This window comes from Deltaproteobacteria bacterium (assembly GCA_021737785.1).
Taxonomy (GTDB): Bacteria; Desulfobacterota; DSM-4660; order Desulfatiglandales; family Desulfatiglandaceae; genus AUK324.
In genome coordinates, this window is sequence record JAIPDI010000002.1 from 119,185 (window position 1) to 139,801 (window position 20,617).

At 55.7% G+C, this 20,617-nt stretch carries 19 protein-coding genes; 16 read left to right on the forward strand and 3 right to left on the reverse strand.

From position 1 onward, the window contains the following. Positions 1 to 145: 145 nt before the first annotated feature. From K9N21_02005 to K9N21_02080, 16 genes are all read left to right on the forward strand, one after another. Positions 146 to 1,171, forward strand: coding sequence for a TRAP transporter substrate-binding protein (locus K9N21_02005; GenBank protein ID MCF8142673.1), 1,026 nt, complete (start codon positions 146 to 148; stop codon positions 1,169 to 1,171). Positions 1,172 to 1,264: 93 nt separating this feature from the next. Then, positions 1,265 to 1,756 (forward strand): TRAP transporter small permease, encoded by a 492-nt coding sequence (locus K9N21_02010; GenBank protein ID MCF8142674.1) that lies wholly within the window; start codon positions 1,265 to 1,267, stop codon positions 1,754 to 1,756. Next, positions 1,753 to 3,057: a TRAP transporter large permease gene (locus K9N21_02015; protein MCF8142675.1), complete on the forward strand. Its 1,305-nt coding sequence runs from the start codon at positions 1,753 to 1,755 to the stop codon at positions 3,055 to 3,057. Before K9N21_02010 ends, K9N21_02015 begins: the two co-directional genes overlap by 4 nt. Positions 3,058 to 3,290: 233 nt before the next feature. Then, complete coding sequence (locus K9N21_02020) at positions 3,291 to 4,586, forward strand: phenylacetate--CoA ligase (GenBank protein ID MCF8142676.1); 1,296 nt, start codon at positions 3,291 to 3,293, stop codon at positions 4,584 to 4,586. A gap of 225 nt (positions 4,587 to 4,811) precedes the next feature. Next, the gene (locus tag K9N21_02025) at positions 4,812 to 5,684 is read left to right on the forward strand and encodes an FAD binding domain-containing protein (protein ID MCF8142677.1); all 873 of its coding nucleotides are present in this window, start codon (positions 4,812 to 4,814) and stop codon (positions 5,682 to 5,684) included. Positions 5,685 to 5,861: 177 nt separating this feature from the next. After that, on the forward strand, positions 5,862 to 6,335 hold the full coding sequence (locus K9N21_02030; GenBank protein ID MCF8142678.1) for a (2Fe-2S)-binding protein: 474 nt from the start codon (positions 5,862 to 5,864) through the stop codon (positions 6,333 to 6,335). 14 nt (positions 6,336 to 6,349) lie between these two features. After that, positions 6,350 to 8,734, forward strand: coding sequence for a xanthine dehydrogenase family protein molybdopterin-binding subunit (locus tag K9N21_02035; protein MCF8142679.1), 2,385 nt, complete (start codon positions 6,350 to 6,352; stop codon positions 8,732 to 8,734). Positions 8,735 to 8,839: 105 nt separating this feature from the next. Further along, positions 8,840 to 10,930, forward strand: a complete 2,091-nt coding sequence (locus K9N21_02040) for a hydantoinase/oxoprolinase family protein (protein ID MCF8142680.1) — start codon at positions 8,840 to 8,842, stop codon at positions 10,928 to 10,930. Between the two features lie 90 nt (positions 10,931 to 11,020). Beyond that, the gene (locus tag K9N21_02045; protein MCF8142681.1) at positions 11,021 to 12,745 is read left to right on the forward strand and encodes a hydantoinase B/oxoprolinase family protein; all 1,725 of its coding nucleotides are present in this window, start codon (positions 11,021 to 11,023) and stop codon (positions 12,743 to 12,745) included. Positions 12,746 to 12,806: 61 nt separating this feature from the next. After that, entirely contained in the window at positions 12,807 to 14,030 is a 1,224-nt protein-coding gene (locus tag K9N21_02050; protein ID MCF8142682.1) for an aminotransferase class V-fold PLP-dependent enzyme, read from the forward strand. Between the two features lie 178 nt (positions 14,031 to 14,208). Further along, positions 14,209 to 15,420: an AmmeMemoRadiSam system protein B gene (amrB, locus tag K9N21_02055; GenBank protein ID MCF8142683.1), complete on the forward strand. Its 1,212-nt coding sequence runs from the start codon at positions 14,209 to 14,211 to the stop codon at positions 15,418 to 15,420. Positions 15,421 to 15,663: 243 nt separating this feature from the next. Beyond that, complete coding sequence (locus K9N21_02060) at positions 15,664 to 16,212, forward strand: nucleotidyltransferase family protein (protein ID MCF8142684.1); 549 nt, start codon at positions 15,664 to 15,666, stop codon at positions 16,210 to 16,212. Continuing rightward, positions 16,205 to 16,393, forward strand: a complete 189-nt coding sequence (locus K9N21_02065) for a hypothetical protein (GenBank protein MCF8142685.1) — start codon at positions 16,205 to 16,207, stop codon at positions 16,391 to 16,393. Before K9N21_02060 ends, K9N21_02065 begins: the two co-directional genes overlap by 8 nt. A 33-nt stretch (positions 16,394 to 16,426) precedes the next feature. Beyond that, the gene (locus K9N21_02070) at positions 16,427 to 16,624 is read left to right on the forward strand and encodes a hypothetical protein (GenBank protein MCF8142686.1); all 198 of its coding nucleotides are present in this window, start codon (positions 16,427 to 16,429) and stop codon (positions 16,622 to 16,624) included. Next, positions 16,572 to 17,045 (forward strand): nucleotidyltransferase, encoded by a 474-nt coding sequence (locus K9N21_02075; GenBank protein ID MCF8142687.1) that lies wholly within the window; start codon positions 16,572 to 16,574, stop codon positions 17,043 to 17,045. The genes K9N21_02070 and K9N21_02075 overlap by 53 nt, the downstream gene beginning before the upstream one ends. Before the next feature lie 45 nt (positions 17,046 to 17,090). Then, positions 17,091 to 17,408: a cupin domain-containing protein gene (locus K9N21_02080; GenBank protein MCF8142688.1), complete on the forward strand. Its 318-nt coding sequence runs from the start codon at positions 17,091 to 17,093 to the stop codon at positions 17,406 to 17,408. A gap of 22 nt (positions 17,409 to 17,430) precedes the next feature. Here K9N21_02080 and K9N21_02085 read toward each other — a convergent pair whose 3' ends face one another. From K9N21_02085 to K9N21_02095, 3 genes are all read right to left on the reverse strand, one after another. Further along, complete coding sequence (locus K9N21_02085; protein MCF8142689.1) at positions 17,431 to 18,438, reverse strand: electron transfer flavoprotein subunit alpha/FixB family protein; 1,008 nt, start codon at positions 18,436 to 18,438, stop codon at positions 17,431 to 17,433. Between the two features lie 188 nt (positions 18,439 to 18,626). After that, positions 18,627 to 19,412 (reverse strand): electron transfer flavoprotein subunit beta/FixA family protein, encoded by a 786-nt coding sequence (locus K9N21_02090; GenBank protein ID MCF8142690.1) that lies wholly within the window; start codon positions 19,410 to 19,412, stop codon positions 18,627 to 18,629. Between the two features lie 42 nt (positions 19,413 to 19,454). Beyond that, positions 19,455 to 20,585 carry an acyl-CoA dehydrogenase family protein gene (locus K9N21_02095; GenBank protein MCF8142691.1) on the reverse strand — a complete coding sequence of 377 codons (1,131 nt, stop codon included), beginning with the start codon at positions 20,583 to 20,585 and terminating at the stop codon, positions 19,455 to 19,457. Positions 20,586 to 20,617 lie beyond the last annotated feature (32 nt).

Below are 20,617 nucleotides of genomic sequence, written 5' to 3' on the forward strand. Positions count from 1 at the left end.
TTAGATCACTTTAGGCATCTTAGGCACTTATAACTTCAGGCACTTCACACGGTTACAGCGGGAGTCAAGAAAGGGGGTGAAAAATCAGCGTCCACGTTGGCTTTTGGTTAACAACTCGTCCATATTAATTAAGGAGGTCTGAATCATGAAAAAAAGTTTAGGATTCATCGTGGCCGGAATTTTTCTGGCAGCCGTCTTCACAATGGCCTGGATGCCGGCAAGTGCGACAGCAGGACCGATCAAACTCACCTATGCCAACTTCCCGCCGGCCCCCACCTTCCCCTGCGTCCAGATGGAACGGTGGAAAACCGAGGTTGAAAAACGGACCGATGGAAAGGTCGCCGTCCAAACCTTCCCGGGAGGGACGCTCGTGGACGCCAAAGGGATGATGGATGGCGTCATTTCAGGGACCGCGGACATCGGCTGTCTGTGCATGGCCTATCAGCCGGGTCGGTTCATCGTGACCAACGCCACGGCCCTTCCGATGGGTTTCCCCAATGCCACCGTAGCCAGCCTGGTTCTTTGGGACCTCTACGATAAATACAAACCAGAAGAATTCTCCAAGGTCAAGGTCCTCACCATGTTCGCCTGCGCCCCTGCCAACATCTACGCCAACGTGCCGGTTCACACCCTCGCAGACCTAAAGGGACTCCAACTGCGGGCATCGGGCGGCGTGGCCGAGGTGCTCAAGGCCCTGGGCGGCACCCCTGTGGGCATGCCCCAGTCCGAGACCCCGGAGGCCCTCCAGAAGGGGGTGGTGAAAGGGGCGGTTTCCTCGCTCGAAACCCTCATGGATTTCAAATATGCCGAACTCTGTCGTAATGTCACCATCTTCAACGGTCCCATCTACCCGTTTGCCGTGGTGATGAACATGGCCAAATGGAACAGCCTGCCCGAAGACGTCAAAAAGGTCTTTGACGACCTGAGGGTGGAGCAGGCCGAATGGACCGGCAAGTACATGGATGATCATGTGAATAAGTCCATTGCCTGGTCCAAAGAAAACTACGATATCAAAATCTATGAACTCCCCCCGGCTGAAATGGCCCTCTGGAACGAGAAGATGGCCCCCATTACCGCCAAGTGGATCGAAAACGCCAATGCCAAGGGTCTCCCCGGTGCGGCCATTGTGGACGACATGAAGGCCTTCAGCAAGAAGCACCAGGGCAAATAGCTCACTCATTCCTCTTGCCCCTCTCCCCGCTGCACACGCGGATTCATTTGCAGGGCGGCGGATGAGGGGAAAGAGTCTTTACAGAGGAAAGAAATGGCATTTCTGAATAAATTCGCACTGGCCCTCAACCGCCTTCTCATGGCCATAGGGTGCGGCTTGCTGATCGTGATGATCTTTCTGACCTGCGCCAATATCTTCCTGCGGAGCGTTTGGGTCCCGATCCAGGGCACCTATGAACTCATGGGCTATTTCGGGGCAGTGCTGACGGCCTTTGCCCTTGGATACACCCAACTCCATCGAGGCCATATCTCGGTTGACCTCCTGGTTCTGGGATTTTCTCCAAAGACCCGGAGGGCACTGGAGGGTATCAATAACCTCATCTGCATGGTCTTTTTCGGGCTGGTGGCCTGGCGGATTACCCGGTATGGCACGACCCTGCGGAACACCGGGGAGATCACCGAGACCCTGCGGATTGTCTACTACCCCTTCGTCTATGCCGTAGCCCTGGGCTGCGCCACCCTCTCCCTGATCTTTCTGACAAATCTGCTGCGCTCCATTTCCCAGACAAAGGAGGGCACCCCATGAGTATGACCCTGGTCGGGCTGTTGGGCATTGTGGTTCTCCTTCTGGTTCTGTTTTTCCTCGGCATGCCCGTGGGGTTCGCCATGGGGATCGTGGGCTTTTGCGGTTTCTGGTATGCGGTTTCCTTCGAGGCTGCCATCAACGTGGTGGCCACGGATGTCTGGACGACGTTTTCCAAGTACGGCCTGACCGTGATTCCCCTCTTCATCCTGCTCGGATATATCGCCTTCAACTCTGGGATTGCGGAGCGGCTATACGCGGCGGCATACAAATGGGTGGGTCAGTGGCGGGGAGGGCTTGCCATTGCCACCATCGGCGCCGACGAACTCTTTGCGGCCATCTGCGGTTCCAATACGGCAACGGCCGCCACCATGGGGACCGTGGCCCTTCCCCAGATGAAAAAGTACAACTATGACACCCGGCTGAGCAGCGGGACCGTGGTGACCGGCGGCACCCTGGGAACGGTCATGCCGCCCAGTGTGGTCCTCATCGTCATCGGGCTTCAGACCGAACAATCCATCATCGACCTTTTCCTGGGCGGGATTCTTCCGGCCATTGTCCTGGGGCTCCTTTTCGTCCTCACCATTTTCGTGCTGTGCCGGATCTATCCCCAGTACGGTCCTGCAGCGCCAAAGACAAGCTGGAAAGAAAAATGGAAATCCCTGTGGGGAGTCGTGGAGGCCCTCGTTATCTTCGTGCTGGTCATCGGGGGCCTCTATTCGGGGCTTTTCACTCCTACCGAGGCAGGGGCCGTGGGTGTTTTCTTTGCCCTGGCCGTTACCGTCATCACACGGAGACTGACCTGGAAAAAGTTTGTCAGCTCCATGATGGAGAGCCTTAAGATCACAAGCATGGTCTTTTTCCTGGTCACGGGGGCCATCATCTTCGGACGCTTCCTGGCCGTGACCCGGATTCCCTTTATGATTGCCGAGGTTGCCTCTTCCCTCCCGGTCTCCCCTTATGTCATCCTGAGCTTTATTCTCATCATCTATCTCATCGGAGGCTGCTTCGTGGACTCCCTCGGATTTCTGGTCATGACCATCCCCATTTTCTTTCCCCTGGGCATGGCGCTCGGCTTTGATCCCATCTGGTATTCCATCCTGCTGACCATGGTCACCACCATGGGGGCCATCACCCCCCCTGTGGGTGTCAACATATACGTGGTAAAGGCCCTGGCCCCTGAAATCGAACTCAGCACCATCTTCAAGAGTGTGAGTTATTTTCTCATGGCCTGCGTCGTCTGCATCATAATTTTGATTATTTTTCCGGATATCGTTTTGATCATACCGAACATGGCGAAATAGGATTGTTGATTGATAATTGATGATTGCTGATTGGGACCCGGATGGAAAATCCCTGATGTTCAGTTGCGATGAAGTAATAAAGGACGTAGTGGCTTTTTGGAGTAGAAAGGCAAACCGGTTTTGCACTTTTTGGCTAGCATCGCTCCAGGACTCCTTTTTGTCCACTTAGGAATAGAAGTTCAATCATCAATCGACAATCAACAATCATAAATCACATAGAGGTGAACTGAAAAATGCCGAAACGCTTTATGCCTGACATGAAGACAGAGGAGGAACTGAAGGCCCATCAATTGGAAGGACTCAAGTGGACCGTGGCGCACGCCTACAACGGATCTCCTGTCTACAAACACAAACTGGACAAGGCCGGGGTTAGGCCCGGGGATATCCGTTCGCTCAATGATTTGAGGCGCCTTCCCTTCACCACCTCCAAGGACCTGCAGGAAGGATACCCCTTTCCCCTCCTCTCGGTTCCCCTTGAAAAGGTCGTGCGGATTCACGCATCGTCGGGAACCACGGGAAAACGGAAAATCCTCTGCTATACCCGGAAAGATATCGAGGATTGGAGCCATTTCTTTGCCCGCTGCTACGAGATGGCGGAGCTGACCCCTGAAGACCGGGTCCAGATTGCCGTGGGATACGGGGTCTGGACAGCGGGCATCAGCTTCCAGATGGGATGCGAGACCTTCGGGGCCATGGCCATTCCCGCCGGGCCCGGAAACCTCGACATGCAATGCCAGTTCCTGGTGGATCTTCAGACCTCTGTCATGTGCTGCACCGCGTCCATGGGGCTTCTGATGGCGGAAGAGGTCCATAAGCGGGGTATCCGGGACAAGATCCATCTGAAAAAAATGATATTCGGCTCCGAGCGCTCCAGCGACGCCATGAGAAGGCGTATCCGAGACCTTCTGGGGATCGAACACATGTTCGATATACCGGGCATGACAGAGCTCTACGGCCCGGGCACCGGCCTGGATTGTCCCTTCCACACGGGTATCCATTACTGGGCCGATTATTACATCCTGGAGATCCTGGACCCGGACACCCTGGAGCCGGTGCCTGAAGGGGAGACAGGCGAGATGGTGGTAACCACCCTCAGAAAGGAGGCGGCGCCGCTGATCCGTTACCGGACCCGTGACCTCACCAAGATCATTCCGGGCCCGTGTCCCTGCGGTTCCATCCTCCCCAGACACGATCGTCTCCTGGGGCGTTCCGATGATATGATCATCTTCAGGGCCGTCAACATCTATCCGGGCCAGGTGGATCACGCCCTTTCCGGAATGGAGGGGATCGGCAGCGAGTATCAGATCTTCTTGGAAAGAAAAGCAGACGGGAAAGACTACATGACCCTCAAGGTGGAACGGGGCCAGGGGGTGGGTCCGGATCGTGATGGGGAATTGGCCATGAAGATTCGGACAGAGATCAAAAAGCAGATCATGGTCACCGCGGAGATTGCGCTTTTCGAATACGGCGCATTGCCCAGATCGGAGAGAAAGAGCAAGCGGGTATTCGACAACCGGGAGATGGATTAGGGACAACTGGAATGTTGGAATGCTGGAACACTGGAATAATGGGCTTAACGGAATCAAGACAATTCGAATGTGATTTCTTCCGCTTCTCATTCCCAACATTCCATGATTCCAATATTCCATCATTCCAGATCCAGAGCACTCAAAACCGATATCAAAAAGTATATGATTACAATAAGTTGTACAAAATTCCGAGACATCAATTTTCACTCTCTATGGGGTGTTGAAATGATCGACTATGATTACAGAAAACCCGAAAGCCTGGAAGAGGTCTTTACTCTTCTCAGGGAATACGGCCACAAGGCAGCCCTGATCGCCGGGGGCACCGATGTAATGGTCAAGATCCGGAATACAAAAAGGGCCCCTGAGGTGCTCATTTCCTTAAGGGGTCTCAAGGATCTCTCCTATATCCGGAAGAACGGGGGCTATCATATCGGGGCGCTCGCCACCCACAGGATGCTGGAGCAGTCTGATCTGATTCAAAAGGAGTTGACGGCCCTCCATGAGGGGGCCTCCCGGATCGGTTCGGTCCAGGTCCGCAATGTGGCCACCCTCGCCGGGAATATCTGCAATGCGGCCCCCTCGGCCGACACGGCCGGTCCGCTCCTGGCGCTGGACGCTCAGGTCCTGCTGCAGGGCCCTGATGGAGAACGTGTTGTGCCTGTTACGGAATTTTTTACCGGTACCTACAAGACGGTTAGAAAAGAGACCGAGGTGGTCACCGAGATCCGGATACCGGCTCACATGGAACGATTCGGAAGCGCCTACTGGAAACAGTCCAGAAGAAAAGCCATGAATCTCCCCATCGTGGGCATTGCTGTCTCGCTGCGGCTCGACAAGAGGACGATTTCAGACTCCAGGATCGCCCTGACAGTGGCCGCACCCACGCCGATCCGGGCCCACAAGGCCGAGGAATTCCTGGCAGGAAAGCCCATGGACGACACGGTGCTGGCGGAGGCGGGGAGGATTGCGGCATCCACCGAATGCTGCACCCTCAGAGACAGTCTGAGGGGCGAGGCGTGGTATCGGGCCGAGATCATCGAGGCCTATGTCCCCCGCATGGCGAGGCTGGCGGCCCAACGGATAAGAACAAGTGTCTAAAGTTTAAAGTGCCTGAAATGACTAAAGTTAACGAACACACAATGGCCCAAAGTCTGACAACCACGGCGCGAATTTCAGTCCCTTTGGTCAATTGGGTCGAATACGTCCTTTCCACCCACTTAAGTCACTTTAGTTCACTTTAGATCACTTAAAACTCTCTTTTGCAAGGAGACTGCCATGAAAAAGATATCGGTTTCGTTCATCCTGAACGGGGACCCTGTCACGGCCGAGGTGCCGGTGACCTGGACGCTTCTGAAAACCCTGCGGGAATACTTTGAACTGACGGGCGCCAAGGAAGGGTGCGGCGTGGGAGAGTGCGGGGCCTGCACGGTCATCGTGGATGGACAGGCTGTCAATTCATGCCTCTATCCTGTCCCCGAAGCAGAAGGAAAGACCATCACCACTATCGAGGGGGTTGCAGCGCAGGACGGCGCTCTTCATCCCATACAAAAGGCTTTCTTGGAAAATAACGGGGTCCAGTGCGGCTTCTGTACCTCCGGGATGATCATGTCTGCGAAGGCCCTCCTGGACGAGAACCCTGCCCCGAATGAAGACGACATCAGGAAAAGCATTTCAGGCAATTTCTGCCGCTGCACCGGATATGTGCAGATTGTCGAGTCGATAGAAATGGCCGCCGGGGCGGACAAATAGAAATGGAGGAGAAGATGCCTGACAATCTCTTTGTAGGAAAGAGCATCCCCAGGACCATCGAGGCGGACAAGGTGACCGGCAAGGCGGTCTACATCAACGACCTGAAACGTCCCGGAATGCTTTACGGGAAAATACTTTACAGCGCCCATGCCCATGCCAGGATCAAGCACATCGATACGTCCCGGGCCGAACGGCTCCAGGGGGTCAGGGCCGTCCTGACCGGACAGGATATTCCCGACGTAAGGGTCGGATTTTTAAAGGACCAGACCGTGCTCAAAAAGGATGTGGTCCGCCAGTTCAGGGATGAGGTGGCGGCGGTCGCGGCCATCAGCCCCGAAATCGCAGAGGAAGCCCTCAGCCTCATTGAGGTGGAATACGAAAAGCTTCCTGCAGTGTTTGATCCGTTCGAGGCCATGAAAGAGGGAGCGCCTCTGATTCACGAGACAGATGCCAGGGGCCGGCCCCTTAAGAGCAACATCCTTCCCCTTCCCTGGAAATTCGCGGTGGGGGATATGGAACAGGCCCGAAAGGATGCCGCCTGCATCACCAAAGACACGGTGAGCACCACCTGGGTCAATCAGTGCTGCATGGGGACGAGCGGGTGCGTTGCCGAGTTTGACCAGAACAACCACCTGACCCTTTATGACCAGACCAATGTCATCTTCGGCCACATCAGCAGGATCTCCGAGTATTTCGAACGGATCGGCCTGGCCGGGAAAAAGATCCGGGTCGTGAACCCGGTGGTGGGAGGAAGCTTCGGGACCAAGCTGGATACCGACATATATGAATTTATCGCCATCCAGCTTGCCCTCAAAACCCGCAAACCCGTCAAAATCATCTTTGACCGGGAGGAGGAATTCTTTGCCCTGCCGCCAAGGCAACCTGCGGTCTTTACCATCGAGCAGGGATGCGACAAGGAAGGAAGACTTATATTCAGGCATTGCGAGGCCATCCTGGATAACGGGGCCTACACCTCCTGGGGGGCCACCACCCCATCCGTGATGATCATGCCCATGTCGTCCCTCTACCGGGTTCCCAATGTCTATTTCAAGGCCACCTGCGTCTATACCAACAATATCTATGCCCAGGCCATGAGGGGATACGGCAATCCCCAGGCCACCTTTGCCGTGGAGACTTCCATGGATTCCCTGGCTGAAGCGGCAGGTATCGATCCTGCCGACTTCAGGTTCATCAACCGCAACCGCCCGGGCGACGAGACCCCCATGAAGCTCAAGATCACCTCCTGCGGCTTTGAGGAATGCATCACGGCCGTAAAGGAAAAACTCCGGTGGGACGAAAAACGGGGGAAGCAAAAGGGCCGCGGCCTGGGCATGGCCTCCCTCATTCATGTGGCCGGGGGTGCCAGGGTCACCAAATCGGACGGCCACGGCATCATGCTGAAGTTGGATGAATTCGGACACGTGGACGTCATCGAGAGCGGGACCGATCAGGGCCAGGGATCGCCGACCGTCATCTCCCAGATCGTTGCCGAGGCCCTGGGGGTAAGGCCCGAAGACATCTTCCTGACTTTCGGGGATACGGCCCTTGCCCTCTGGGATGCCGGAACCCACGCCAGCCGTCACACCTTTATGGCAGGCAACGCCGCGCGTATCGCCTGCGGAAAGGCGAAAAGACAGATCCTCGATATGGCGGTGGAACTGATCCCCAAGATCGTCAAGGCAAATTTCAAGCGGATGAAGCGGAAGGACCCGGAATTTGTGGAACCGGACCTGGATTATGGGCTGATCGCCGATCCGGAAGATATGGACATCAGGGACCGGATGATCTTTCCCAAAAGGGCGCCGGAACACCCGTACTTTAAAGTTCCCATTGCCGCGATTCTGCAAAACGGCCTTCATGTGGGGATCGGCCAGAGCCGGGTGGTGGCGGCCGAGGCCTTTTATGACCCGCCCACGGAGATGCTGAACCGCGACATGATGGGCAACCTCTCCATGACCTATGCCTTCGGAGCCTCCGGGGTGGAGGTGGAGGTGGATGAAGAGACCGGAGAGGTCAAGATCCTCAAGCTGGTGGCGGCCCACGACGTGGGCAAGGCCATGAACCCGACCCTCCTGCTGGGCCAGATCTATGGCGCCGCCTACACAGGCGTGGGCTACGGTCTGACAGAAGAGATCAAGGTCCGGAACGGGAGGGTCATGAACCCCTCTTTTCGGGACTACCAGATGCTGACCGCCATGGACGTGATCCCCATTGAACCGGTCATTGTGGAACCGGGGGATCCGGACGGTCCCTATGGCGCCAAGGGCGTGGGCGAACCCGGGCTGGTCCCCACGGCCCCGGCCATTGCCAATGCCGTCTATGACGCCATCGGCGTCCGCATCCGAGCCCTCCCCATCACCCCGGAGAAGATTTTGACGGCGCTTAAAGAGCGGAAGTAGTCGGGAGTCAGAGGCCGGCAGACAGTTCTTAGACTCTTCACTCTTCATTCTTCAATTTTCAATTACAGGGATATCCAGTATCCAGTTTCAATGTGGGAGGAATGAATGTCTGACAGGTTTTATCGCTTAGGCTGCGACATCGGCGGCACCTTTACCGACTTTGTGCTGCTCAACGACCGGACGGGCGATATCAAAATCAACAAATGTCTGACCACCCCGGCCGACCCCTCGGACGCGGTGGAACAGGGGATCCGGCAGCTGGAGCAGATGGCCTCGGGTTTTGTACAGGAACTGGACGAGGTGATTCACGGCACCACTCTGGTCATCAATTCCATTATCGAGAGAAAGGGCGCCAGGACCGGGCTCATCACCACTAAAGGCTTCAGGGATGTCCTGGAGTTGGGGAGGGAGATCCGCTACGCCCCCTATGACGTATTTGCGGAATTCCCCAAACCCCTGATCCCCAGACGATTTCGCCTGGAGGTGGATGAGAGGGTCAGAAGTGACGGGACGGTCATCCACCCCCTGGACCGGGCAGAGGCCAGGGACGCGGTGCGCAGACTCATCCATATGGGCGTGGAGTCCATTGCCGTGTGTCTCCTCAACTCCTTTGAAAACCCGGCCCACGAACTCATGATCAAAGAGATCATCACAGAGGAGGCGCCTGACCTCTCCGTTTCCATCTCCTATGAGGTCCTCCCCCAGATCCGGGAATATGAGCGGACCAGCACCACGGCCACCAACGCCTATGTCAAGCCACTGACCGGCCGTTACCTCTCCCGTCTGTCCGGAAGGCTGTCATCCATCGGTTTTGAAGGAAAGCTTTTCATCATGCTCTCCAGCGGGGGCATCACCTCCATCGAGACCGCCGCGGAATTTCCCGTCCGGATCATCGAGTCAGGCCCCACGGCCGCAGTCATCTCCGGGCAGTACTATGGGAAGCTGTTCGATATTTCCGAGATGTTCTGTTTTGATATGGGCGGCACCACGGCCAAGTCGTGCCTGATCCAGAAAGGGGTGGCCGGCGTGGTCCCCACCTTTGAGGTGGGCCGGGTCCAGAGGTTCATGAAGGGGAGCGGTTTGACCATCCAGGTCCCGGTCGTGGATCTCATGGAGATCGGGGCCGGCGGCGGGAGCATCGCCAAGGTCAGCAAGATGGGAACCCTCCAGGTGGGACCCGAGAGTTCCGGTGCCGATCCCGGCCCCATCTGTTATGCCAGGGGCGGGACCGAACCGGGGATTACTGACGCAGACCTCCTTCTGGGTTATCTGGACGAAAATTACTTCCTCGGCGGGGAGATGAGACTAGACAGGAAGGCGGCTCAACGCGGCATTGAAGAAAAGATCGCCGGGCCCCTCGGGGTTTCGTTTATTCAGGCCGTATGGGGCATCCACGATCTCATCAACGAGACCATGGCCGGGGCAGCCAAGACCCATATCGCCGAAAAGGGCGGCAACCCCAAAATCGTGACCGTGGTGGCCTTTGGCGGGGCCGGTCCGGTGCATGGCTATGGACTGGCGAAAAAGCTGGGCGCCCCGAGACTCCTGGTGCCGCCCAATGCGGGCGTGGGCTCGGCGCTCGGATTTTTTACCGCGCCCAGGGCCTTCGATATGGTGAGGAGCCACAAGGTCCCGCTGAAAGAGGCGGATTTCAGCGAGATCGAGAAGATCTATCAGCAGATGGAGACCGAGGGGGCAAGGACCCTTCAGAAATCAGGAGAGGCCGAAGATATCCGATTCGAGCGTTCCGTGGATGCCCGCTTTGTAGGCCAGGGGTCTGAGACCACCATTCCCATACCTGAAAGACGTTTCACCGAGGTGAACAGGGAGGACGTAAGAAAGCGGTTCGATGAGATCTACAAAAGGCTCTACGGCAGGACCTATCCGGATTCCCCGGTGGAGTTCATCAATTTCAAGGTACGGGCCAGTCTTCCTGAACGGCTCCTTCAGCTGCCGAAAATGAAAACCGACCGAACCTCCCTCGAAGCTGCCGTAAAAGGCCGACGCCCGGCCTATTCCGGCCTGGTCAAAGACTTTATCCCCTACACCGTCTATGACCGGTACAGGCTGTTCCCCGGAGCTAACTTCCAGGGCCCGGCCATTATCGAGGAGAGGGAATCCACCGTCATCGTCGGAGAAGACGCCGCTGTTTCCGTGGATGAATACGGGTTTCTGTGGATTGAATTGGGGGATTGATTGACAAAGTGTGAACGCAGAGCTCGGAACGCGGAACTGAGAACGGGAAAGAATCTGTGAAATCCGTGGATGAAATTGAAGGAGGAAGATATGGGGCAGACATTTGATCCCATCACCTTAGAGATACTCTGGCGCCGGTTGATCTCCATCGTGGACGAGGCCGACAGTTCGGTGGCACGAACGGCTTTTTCGAGCCTGCTCAGAGACGCCCACGACTACACCTGCATGTTTACGGACCGGAAGGGGAGAGAACTGGCGCAGGGGTCCTTTGCCACCCCGGGTCAGTCCGGGGCCATGGCCCTGGGGATCAAGAAGCTGGTCAACGACCTCCCGCCGGACAGCTTCGGGCCGGGCGACGTATATATCACCAACGACCCCTGGGCCCTGGCCGGCCACCTGAACGATGTCTGCGTCATGAGTCCCATCTTTCACAGGGACCGACTCACCGGATGGACCGCCTGCGTGTTCCACCACTCCGACATCGGGGGGAGGGTATCTTCCGACAACCATGACGTATTTGAAGACGGTCTCTTCATCCCCCTGGTGAAACTGGAGGCAGGGGGCGTCCCCAACCAGGCGGTCGTCGATATGATCCGCTGGAATGTCCGTACGCCCGACGAGGTGACCGGAGACATCCGCTCGCAGATCGCGGCCAATCATGTGTGCGCTGAAAAGATCTGCCAGATGCTGGATGAATATCACCTGGACGGCCTGGATGACCTGGCGGATGAAATTATCGGCCGCACAGAGAAAAGCATGCGCGACGCCATCCAGAAGGTGCCGGACGGCATCTACCGGGCAGAGGGGATCGTAGAGCAGATGGAGGGGAAGAAAGACGTGGTCATCAAGGCGGCCGTTCACGTGTCAGGCGACGCCATCCATGTGGACCTTGCCGGTTCTTCGCCTCAGGTGGACTGGGGAGGCAACGTGGTCTACAACTTTACCTATGCCTATGTGTTCATGGCCATGAAGAGCATGTTCGATCCGGACATCCCCAATAACGACGGATGCGCCGTGCCCATCACCATGACCGCGCCGGAGGGGAGCGTGGTCAACTGCCGGTTCCCCGCAGCCGTGGCGGCCCGAATGCAGATCGGCCATTTTATGACGGAAATCATCTACCGGGCCATGGCCGATGCCCTTCCGGAACGGGTCATTGCCGGGAGCGGCGGAACCCCGGCCACCATGAATGTGTTCTACGGCAAACGACATGACGCGACCCCCTGGCACGCCGTCATCATCCGGGGGGGCGGCATGGGGGCGAGCGCCCGCAATGACGGGTACTACGACTACATCTTCCCGGCCAACGGGGCCAATACGCCGGTGGAAATATTTGAGAGCGATACCCCCCTGATCGTGGAGAAGAGGGAACTGCTGACCGATTCCGGGGGGCCGGGAAAGCAGAGGGGCGGCCTGGGAAGAAGAGTCCTTTTCCGGGTCCCTGATGATGAATATGCCCCTATTCCCCCGGTGAACCTGGGCATCCAGTCCGGGAGATTCCGCTATCCTCCCGAGGGTCTGTTCAGCGGCAGGGACGGCGCCAAGGCCCGGTTTCTGATCAACGATGCTGACGGAAATCCCTACGGATTGTCTCAATTCGGCCCGGGGGACCGGGTCACCATGGATGCTGCAGGGGGCGGCGGATTCGGCGATCCGTTGAAACGGCCTCCGGAACAGGTGGAAGCGGATGTGATCGACGGGTATGTCAGCGTTGACAGTGCCCGTGAGGACTACGGCGTGGTCATTGATCCCGCGACCCTTCAGGTCGATGAGGAGGCCACAGAAAAGCTGCGGGGAGCAGGGAGTAGGGAGTAAGCAGTAGAGGAGAAGCAGGATCCAGCATCCAGCATCCAGCATCCAGTATCCAGGGTCCAGCATGAAACGCTTCATCTACCTCGATAATGCCGCCACCTCTTTTCCAAAGCCCCCTCAGGTGATGGAGGCGATGGTCCGCTTCATGACCGAGATAGGGGCCAACCCGGGCCGGGCCGGACACCGGAAGGCGGTGGAGGCCGGCCGCATTATAGAAAATGCCAGGAAAAGTCTGGCAACCCTTTTTAATGTCGCCGACCCCAATCGGATCGTCTTTACCCTGAATGTCACAGAGGCCCTGAACACGGTCATATCCGGCTTTCTCAATCCGGGCGATCACGTCATCACCACTTCCATGGAGCATAATTCGGTCCTCCGGCCCCTCCGTTATTTGGAGGCTGAGGGGATCATCCATCTCACCATCGCGGCATGCGACCTCCGGGGTCGCCTGGATCCGGAGACGCTCCCGCCTCTGATTCAGGAAAGCACCGCACTCATGATCCTCAACCACGCATCCAATGTGTGCGGAACCATTCAGGATGTAAAGGCGATCAAACAGGCCATCGGCGATATCCCGCTTCTTGTGGATGCGGCCCAGACCGCCGGGTGTTTTCCCATTGACGTTGAGGATGCCGGCATTGATTTTCTGGCCTTTACAGGCCATAAGGCCCTCCTGGGGCCCCAGGGAACGGGCGGGCTGTACATCCGGGAGGGGATGAGCATCAGACCATTGGTAAGAGGCGGTACCGGAAGCGTCTCGGAAAATGAGCTGCAACCCGATTTTTTTCCTGATATACTGGAAAGCGGGACCCGCAACAATGTAGGGCTTGCCGGCCTGGGCGCGGCCGTAGAGTTCATACTTGAAACCGGCGTGGAAACCATTCGGGAGCATGAGAAGGCCCTTACCAAGGCACTCCTTTCGGCCCTTTATGATGTGGCCGGATTAACCATTTACGGACCATTGAATGCTGAAGCACAGACCTCTACCCTCTCCCTCACCTTTGACAGCCTCCTTCCGGAAGGCGACCGGTATGATTACGGCGGGTGCGGATCGGTCAATCTGGAACTCATGGAAGAGGATGTCTACCCGGCCGAGGTCGGAAACATCCTGAGCACCGAATACGATATCCTGGTAAGAACCGGGCTTCACTGTGCGCCCATTGCCCACAAGACCCTGAAGACCTTCCCCGAGGGTACGGTCCGGCTCAGTATGGGGTACTTCAATACTCTTGAGGAGATGGAGATAACGGCCCGCGCCATTCGACGGATCGCGGGGAGGGAACATTAAGGGCAGTGCCTAAAATGCCAAAAGTTTAGGGAGAGGACTTATTCTTAAGTCTTTTGTATCATCTCAATAACCAGAAACGAAAACCTGTAGACCTCTCATCCGGGATTCAGTCGTGAGCCTTTTGATCACTTATAATTTTAGGCACTTTAGCGTACTTTAGACACTTTAGGCACTTCCTATGAACCTTCTCCGTATCAGACGCGACCTGGAATTTTTCCCGATTCAGCACCAGGGTCAGCAGTTTGTCCTCATCCGGGACTCCTTGGGCCTGGTTGATGAGGGAAAGGCCGTGGGGCTCCCTCTCTACCGGATCATGGCCCTCTTGGACGGGGCCATGACGCTGAGAGACCTGCAAACCGTACTGATGCAGCATCAGGGAGGGATGCTGGTGAGCAGGGATGAAATCAACAGTCTCATGACCCACCTGGATGAATCCTTCCTCCTCGATTCCGAGAGATATCAAAGGGCAAGAGATGCAATTATTGCCGACTTCACCTCCCGGCGCGTGAGACCCTGCTCCCATTGCGGTAAAAGCTATCCGGAAAACCCGCTGGAATTGAAGGATCGGCTCGATGAGATCCTGCAAAGCCTGCCGGCCTCGGCCGGTCCTGAAGGGAGGATGGTGGCGCTCATCGCCCCCCATGTTGATCTTACCGTGGGGTTCAGGGGATATTCGGCCGCCTATCAGATGTTAAACGGCGTGGCTCCGTCACGGATCATCATTCTGGGCATCGGGCATCACCTGCAGAACGGCCTCTTCTCTATCACTGACAAGGATTTCGAGACCCCCCTGGGCATTGCCCGGGCCGATCAGGAGGCCGTCGGCCGGTTGCGGGAATCCGGCCGGAACATCATCGCCCCGGACGATTTTGTCCATCGGTCAGAACACTCCATCGAATTCCAGATCATCTTTGTGCAACACCTCCTCAACGACCACCCGGTTGAGGTCGTCCCGATCCTTTGCGGGTCTCTTCAGACAGGCATCCCCGAATACGGCAGACAGGCCTATCAGGAGACCGCAGGCCCTTTTCTCGAAACCTTGCGGAGGCTGCTCCATGAACCGGAACAGGATACCCTGATCGTGGCGGGAGTCGATTTTTTCCACATCGGACCCAAATTCGGCCATGACCTGCCGGCCGCTGCCATGGAGAATCAGGCGAGGACACACGATCAGAATCTCCTCAAACATCTTACCAGACGCGATGCGGACGGCTTCTGGGAAGAATCCAGGGACGTCAGGGATCGCTTCAATGTCTGCGGGTTTTCCGCCCTTGCATGCCTCCTTGAGATCCTGCCGGAATGCCGGGGGGAAGTCCTCCATTATGAGATTTGGCACGAGGCCCCCACCCGCTCCGCAGTCAGCTTTGCCTCGACTGTCTTTACCACATAGACGACCCATCCGAACTGCCCGGTTTCTCATGGGTTCGATGAACCGATTGGAATCTCCTTGAGTATCCAATACAGACATGATAAACTGGATAGAAGTGTAGTTATATCAAAGATATTTGATAGTTCAGTCCTGCTGCCGCAACAAGGTTTCGGGCTTCAGGTTTCAGAAATATCTTCATCCTGTGAAGGATTAGATCTTCAACGTGCAGCCACTACTCGGGGCGTTCGATATAAGGAGTTCGCAGTGAAGTTCAAGGATGTGTTCAAGCTCTTGGCCGACTTTTTTCAAGAGCATGAAGTGGACCATGCGCTGATAGGCGCCTTTGCCTTGAATGCTTATGGATATATGAGAGCTACAGGGGATATTGACTTCATTGTGAGGAGGGAAGACCAGGAAAAAGTCATCACCTATCTTGAATCCCTGGGATTTAAGACCCTCCATCGATCAACGGGCTACTCTAACCATGTGCATAAACTGTCAGGCCTCGGTCGAATTGATTTTGTCTATGTGACAGGCCGGACAGCAGATACCATTTTTACAGAAGCTCGGGAGATGCCGGTCCTGGGTAGGCTGGCCATACCTGTGGTAAAACCGGAGCATCTGGTGGCACTCAAGGTCTTTGCCATCAGGAATGACCCCGCCAGAAGGCTGAGGGAGATGGCCGACATCGAGTATCTGCTTCGCCTGCCCGATATAAATATGGCAGAGATCAGAGAGTATTTTGAAAAGCATGGTCAATTAGAGACACTTTATGAGATTGTCGGCGAGAAAGGGATGGAAAAACATGCTTGACCTTGACAACGACCTTCAGTGGAGTCTCCCGAGTTCATGTCATCCCGCACTGAACCAACCCGGCTTAAAGAACTCGGCGGACCTTGAGGCCTATCTTGATTTTCTGGACGATGTGGACGCCTTTCAATCAGTAACGGTGCAAAGGGACTCTTTTTTCTATAACGACGAGTTTGAATTGTGATGCCTGGTGGATTACCGATGGTAAGGATAAGAAATGAATAAGATTGAAGAAAATTATCAACGCATATCCGAAGACAGGCGTTCATTTGATATTCGTTTCTGGCAATCCCAAGGAGATATCGCCATTTTTGAAGCAGTGACTGCTATGGTAAATGATTATTTTTTGGTTAGAGGAAAAAATGCTGACGAGCTCAGACTTCAAAGAACTGTTGAAAATTTTCAAAAAATATAAAATCCGGTATCTCGTAGTGGGCGGATACGCAGTAATGAAATACAGCGAGCCTCGGTTCACTAAAGATCTTGATGTGTTTATAGCCACTGACCAGGATAATGCAAGTGCTGTTTATAAGGCCCTAAAGGAATTTGGTGCACCGCTTGAAAATCTGACTTCCAAGGATTTTTCACAAAAAGGATACTTTTATCAAATGGGAAGGCCTCCTTTGAGAGTCGATATCATGATGTCGATTCCGGGAGTCGAATTTGATCAGGCGTGGGAAAATCGTGAAGTTGTTGAATTGGGTGATCTTAGAATCTATTTCATTTCCCGATCTGACCTCATTCGATCAAAAGAAGCGAGCGGAAGGTTACAAGATAAGATTGATGTTGATAAACTTAAACAAGCCGGACAATTGGATGCACTTGATGGCAAATAGCGAGCCACTTCGCTTTCGGGCCAACGCGGCTAAAGGAGGAAGGCAATGGCTTTTTGGAACTTGGGCGCCTTGCAATTGGAGGAGTTCAGGCCCGGTATTATGAGCAAGGCGGAAATGGGGGACAATCTGATCATGGTCTGCATGCAGATAGGTCAGGGAGAGGAAGATACCGGACACGAACACCCTTTTGATCAGTGCGGTATTGTCCTGGAAGGCCGGATAGAGATGTTTGTGGGTAAAGAACGCCGATTGCTGACCGCAAATGAGTGCTATTTCATCCCTTCAGGCGAGCGCCATGGCTGGAAGACGTTTGATAAACCGGTAAAAATTTTAGATATATCCCTGAAACAACCTCAAGGATAAGTGCCTGCAGCTGATGCAAAGATTAGGATTTGAGGCTTTTTAATTCTGCTATAATGGCCGGAACCACTTCAGCAAGATCGCCAACGATCCCGTAATCCGCAACACTGAAAATCTCCGCCTTGGGGTCCTTGTTGATGGCGATGACCAACTCAGAGTTGATCATGCCGACAGTGTGCTGGACGGCCCCTGAGACGCCGCAGGCCAGGTAGAAACGCGGCCTGACGCTCTTTCCTGTCTGGCCGATCTTGTGCGCTTCGGAGATCCATCCCGCATCGATGGGGAGCGTGGTGCTTCCCAGTTCCGCCCCCAGGAGTTGGGCCAGTTCCCGGACCCTTTCAAAACCCGCCTCATCACCCACGCCCATGCCCACGGCCACGATCTTTTCCGCATCATCGAGGGCCACTCCCCCTGAAGGGGACCTCTCCGTCTTCACTACCTTGACGGCCACGGCTTCCTCCTTCAGACCGCCATCCACATAAACAACATCCCCTGTCCTGCCATCGTCCTTGTCCGGGAGTTCCAGAATGCCGGACCTTATGGTGGCCATCTGGGGTCTGTGCTCAGGACATATGATCTCCGCCATGACATCCCTGCCCAAAAAGGGTTTGACGGCCACCATGAGCCCTGTTTCAGTATCGATGTCCAGATCCGTGCAGTCCGACGTACACCCCGTATGCAGCCTCGCCGCGAGCCTTGGCGCCAGGTCCCTCCCTGTCCAGGTGGCCCCCACCAATAATATCTCCGGTCTCCCCCTTTTGACCTGGCCGGCAATAATGTGGGTATAAACCTCCGTCCGGTACTCCCGGGCCAGGGGATCATCCACCACCATCACCCTGTCCGCCCCCCAATGAATGAGTTCTTCGGCATGGTCTGACACGCCATGGCCGATCAGGAGGGCCGTCGCCTCTGCCTGAAGTTTGTCTGCCAGGAGCCGGCCCCTTCCCAGCAGTTCAAGGGATACCCTGCAGGGAACGCCGTCCCTCTGTTCCACAAAAACCCAAACACCGCTGTATTCCCTGATATCTTCCATATGGCGTGACATCCCCGGATTCGCTTCAAATGTAATAATTCAATAAATTGGAGTGATGAGCATGACGATCCGTATTCACCGCACGGGCGCGGAGAGCGCAAAGAGAAGGATGGTTCACTCTGCGTACTTCGCGTCTCCGTGTGAGATATCATTTCTCGGTAGCACTCCGCGCGATTTGAGACAATATCTCAAATCAAGTCATTCTGTTTCAGGATCTGAACCAGCTCTTTTGCCGTTTCCACGGCCTCCCCTTTAAGAAATCTGACGTCTCCAGTCTCGATCACCCGCACATAAACCCTGCGGTTCTGTGTGGTGGATCCTTTCAGCCCAAAAAGGGCCTCATCTCCACCCAGGTCTTTGCTCCCCCATTGGATGACCTCTTTACGGTAGGCCTTAATGACCTGGTCCATCGGGGGAATCCTGGGCTCATTTGCGCTCCGTTCAACCGTGACCAGCGCCGGCAGCGGCGATTCCAGAATCCTGAAGCCGTCCTCCAGTTTCTGTGTTATGGTGACTAAATGGTCATGGATCTCTATGTTCGTGGCATAGGTCAATTGGGGAAGATCGAGAAACTCCGCAAGCTGCGGCCCGATGTGCCCTGTCATGCCGTCAGCCGATTCCTTCCCGCAGAGGATGAGATCATACGGGCCTGTCTTTGCTGCAGCCAGGCTCAGGGCATAGGCCGTGGCCCAGGTGTCGGCCCCTGCGAATGCCCGATCACTGAGGACGACAGCCCCATCCACCCCCATACTCAGGGCCTCTCTGAGCGCCTCTTCGGCCTGAGGGGGGCCCATGGAGAGGGCAGTTATGGCGCCGCCGTGTTTTTCCCTCAGTCGAAGGGCGGCCTCAAGGGCATTTTTGTCATTCGGATTCAGGATCCCTGGCACTCCTTCCCGCTTCAGGGTCCCCGTGTCGGGGTCCCACCCCACCTCCGGTTTTTCAGGGACCTGTTTAATGCAGACGATAATGTTCATCATTTCTTCCGAACCATTTCCATATGTGAGGTCCGCGCTCTTTCATGATGCGCGCGATAAGGCCGAGCCCACAATGGTCTTCTGGATCTCGGTGCTGGAGGCCGTGACACCGGCATGGGCGATGTTGCGATACAGCCGCTCTATCTTGTAATCCTTGCAATACCCGTATGAGCCATGCACCTGCAAGGCCTTTCTGGCCACCTCCTGGATAGTGGGCACCACAAAAAGCTTCAGGGCCGATGAATCCACCTGAAAATCCTCACCGCTGTCCTGCTTTGCAGCGACGCGATACACCCACCATCGGCAGGCCTCAATGCTCGCGTGCATCTCTGCGAGCATCCACTGGAACCCCTGCATGGCGGTCATGGGTCGTCCCCTGACCCCCCGTTCCCTGGCATACTTGAGCGATTCATCGAGACACGCCTGCCCCATCCCCACCAGGAAGGCCATCTGCTGGATCCTCTCGCCCGCAATCCATCGAAGCAGTATAGGAAATCCCTTTCCCTTTTCTCCCAGGATATTCTCTTGAGGAACCCTGACATCTTTGAGAAACACATCCACCAGACCCTGACCGCCCAGTCCCATCAATGCCCATGGTTTGGACCAGCTGTACCCCTCGCTGCGCTTGTCTACGATAAAAGCGGTAATCCGCCCTGTCTCGTCCTTCGCATAAAAAATGCCGCACCCTTCCTTGTGGCCGTTGGTGATGAATCTCTTTGTCCCGTTCAGCACGTAGCTGTCTCCGTCCTGAACAGCAGTTGTGGTAATGGCCGTCGGATCCGCACCCGTGCCAGGTTCTGTAAAGGCCATCCCTGCATAGCTGGACCCGTTGCAAATGGAGGGAAGAAATTTCTCTTTTTGTTCTTTGGTTCCCCAATGGCAGAGGGTCTCTCCCACGCTGTTGTTCATGGCCATGGCCCAGTAGGCGGCGGATCCGCATTTTCCAAATTCCTCGGTGATGAGGATCATGTTCAAGGCCGTTGATGCGGTCCCGCCATATTCTTCAGGGACCATCATCCCCAACATTTTTGCATCGGCAAACCTGGACAAAAGATCGTCGGGAAGGGCGTCCTCTTCCTCGATCCTGGCAGCGATCGGCTCAATGACCTGTTCCGCGAAATCTCGAGCCACCTTGATCATCATCCTGCTTTCCGGCGATAAACTGAAATCCATGTCACTATCCTCCCTTTGATTTTGGCGCCTTA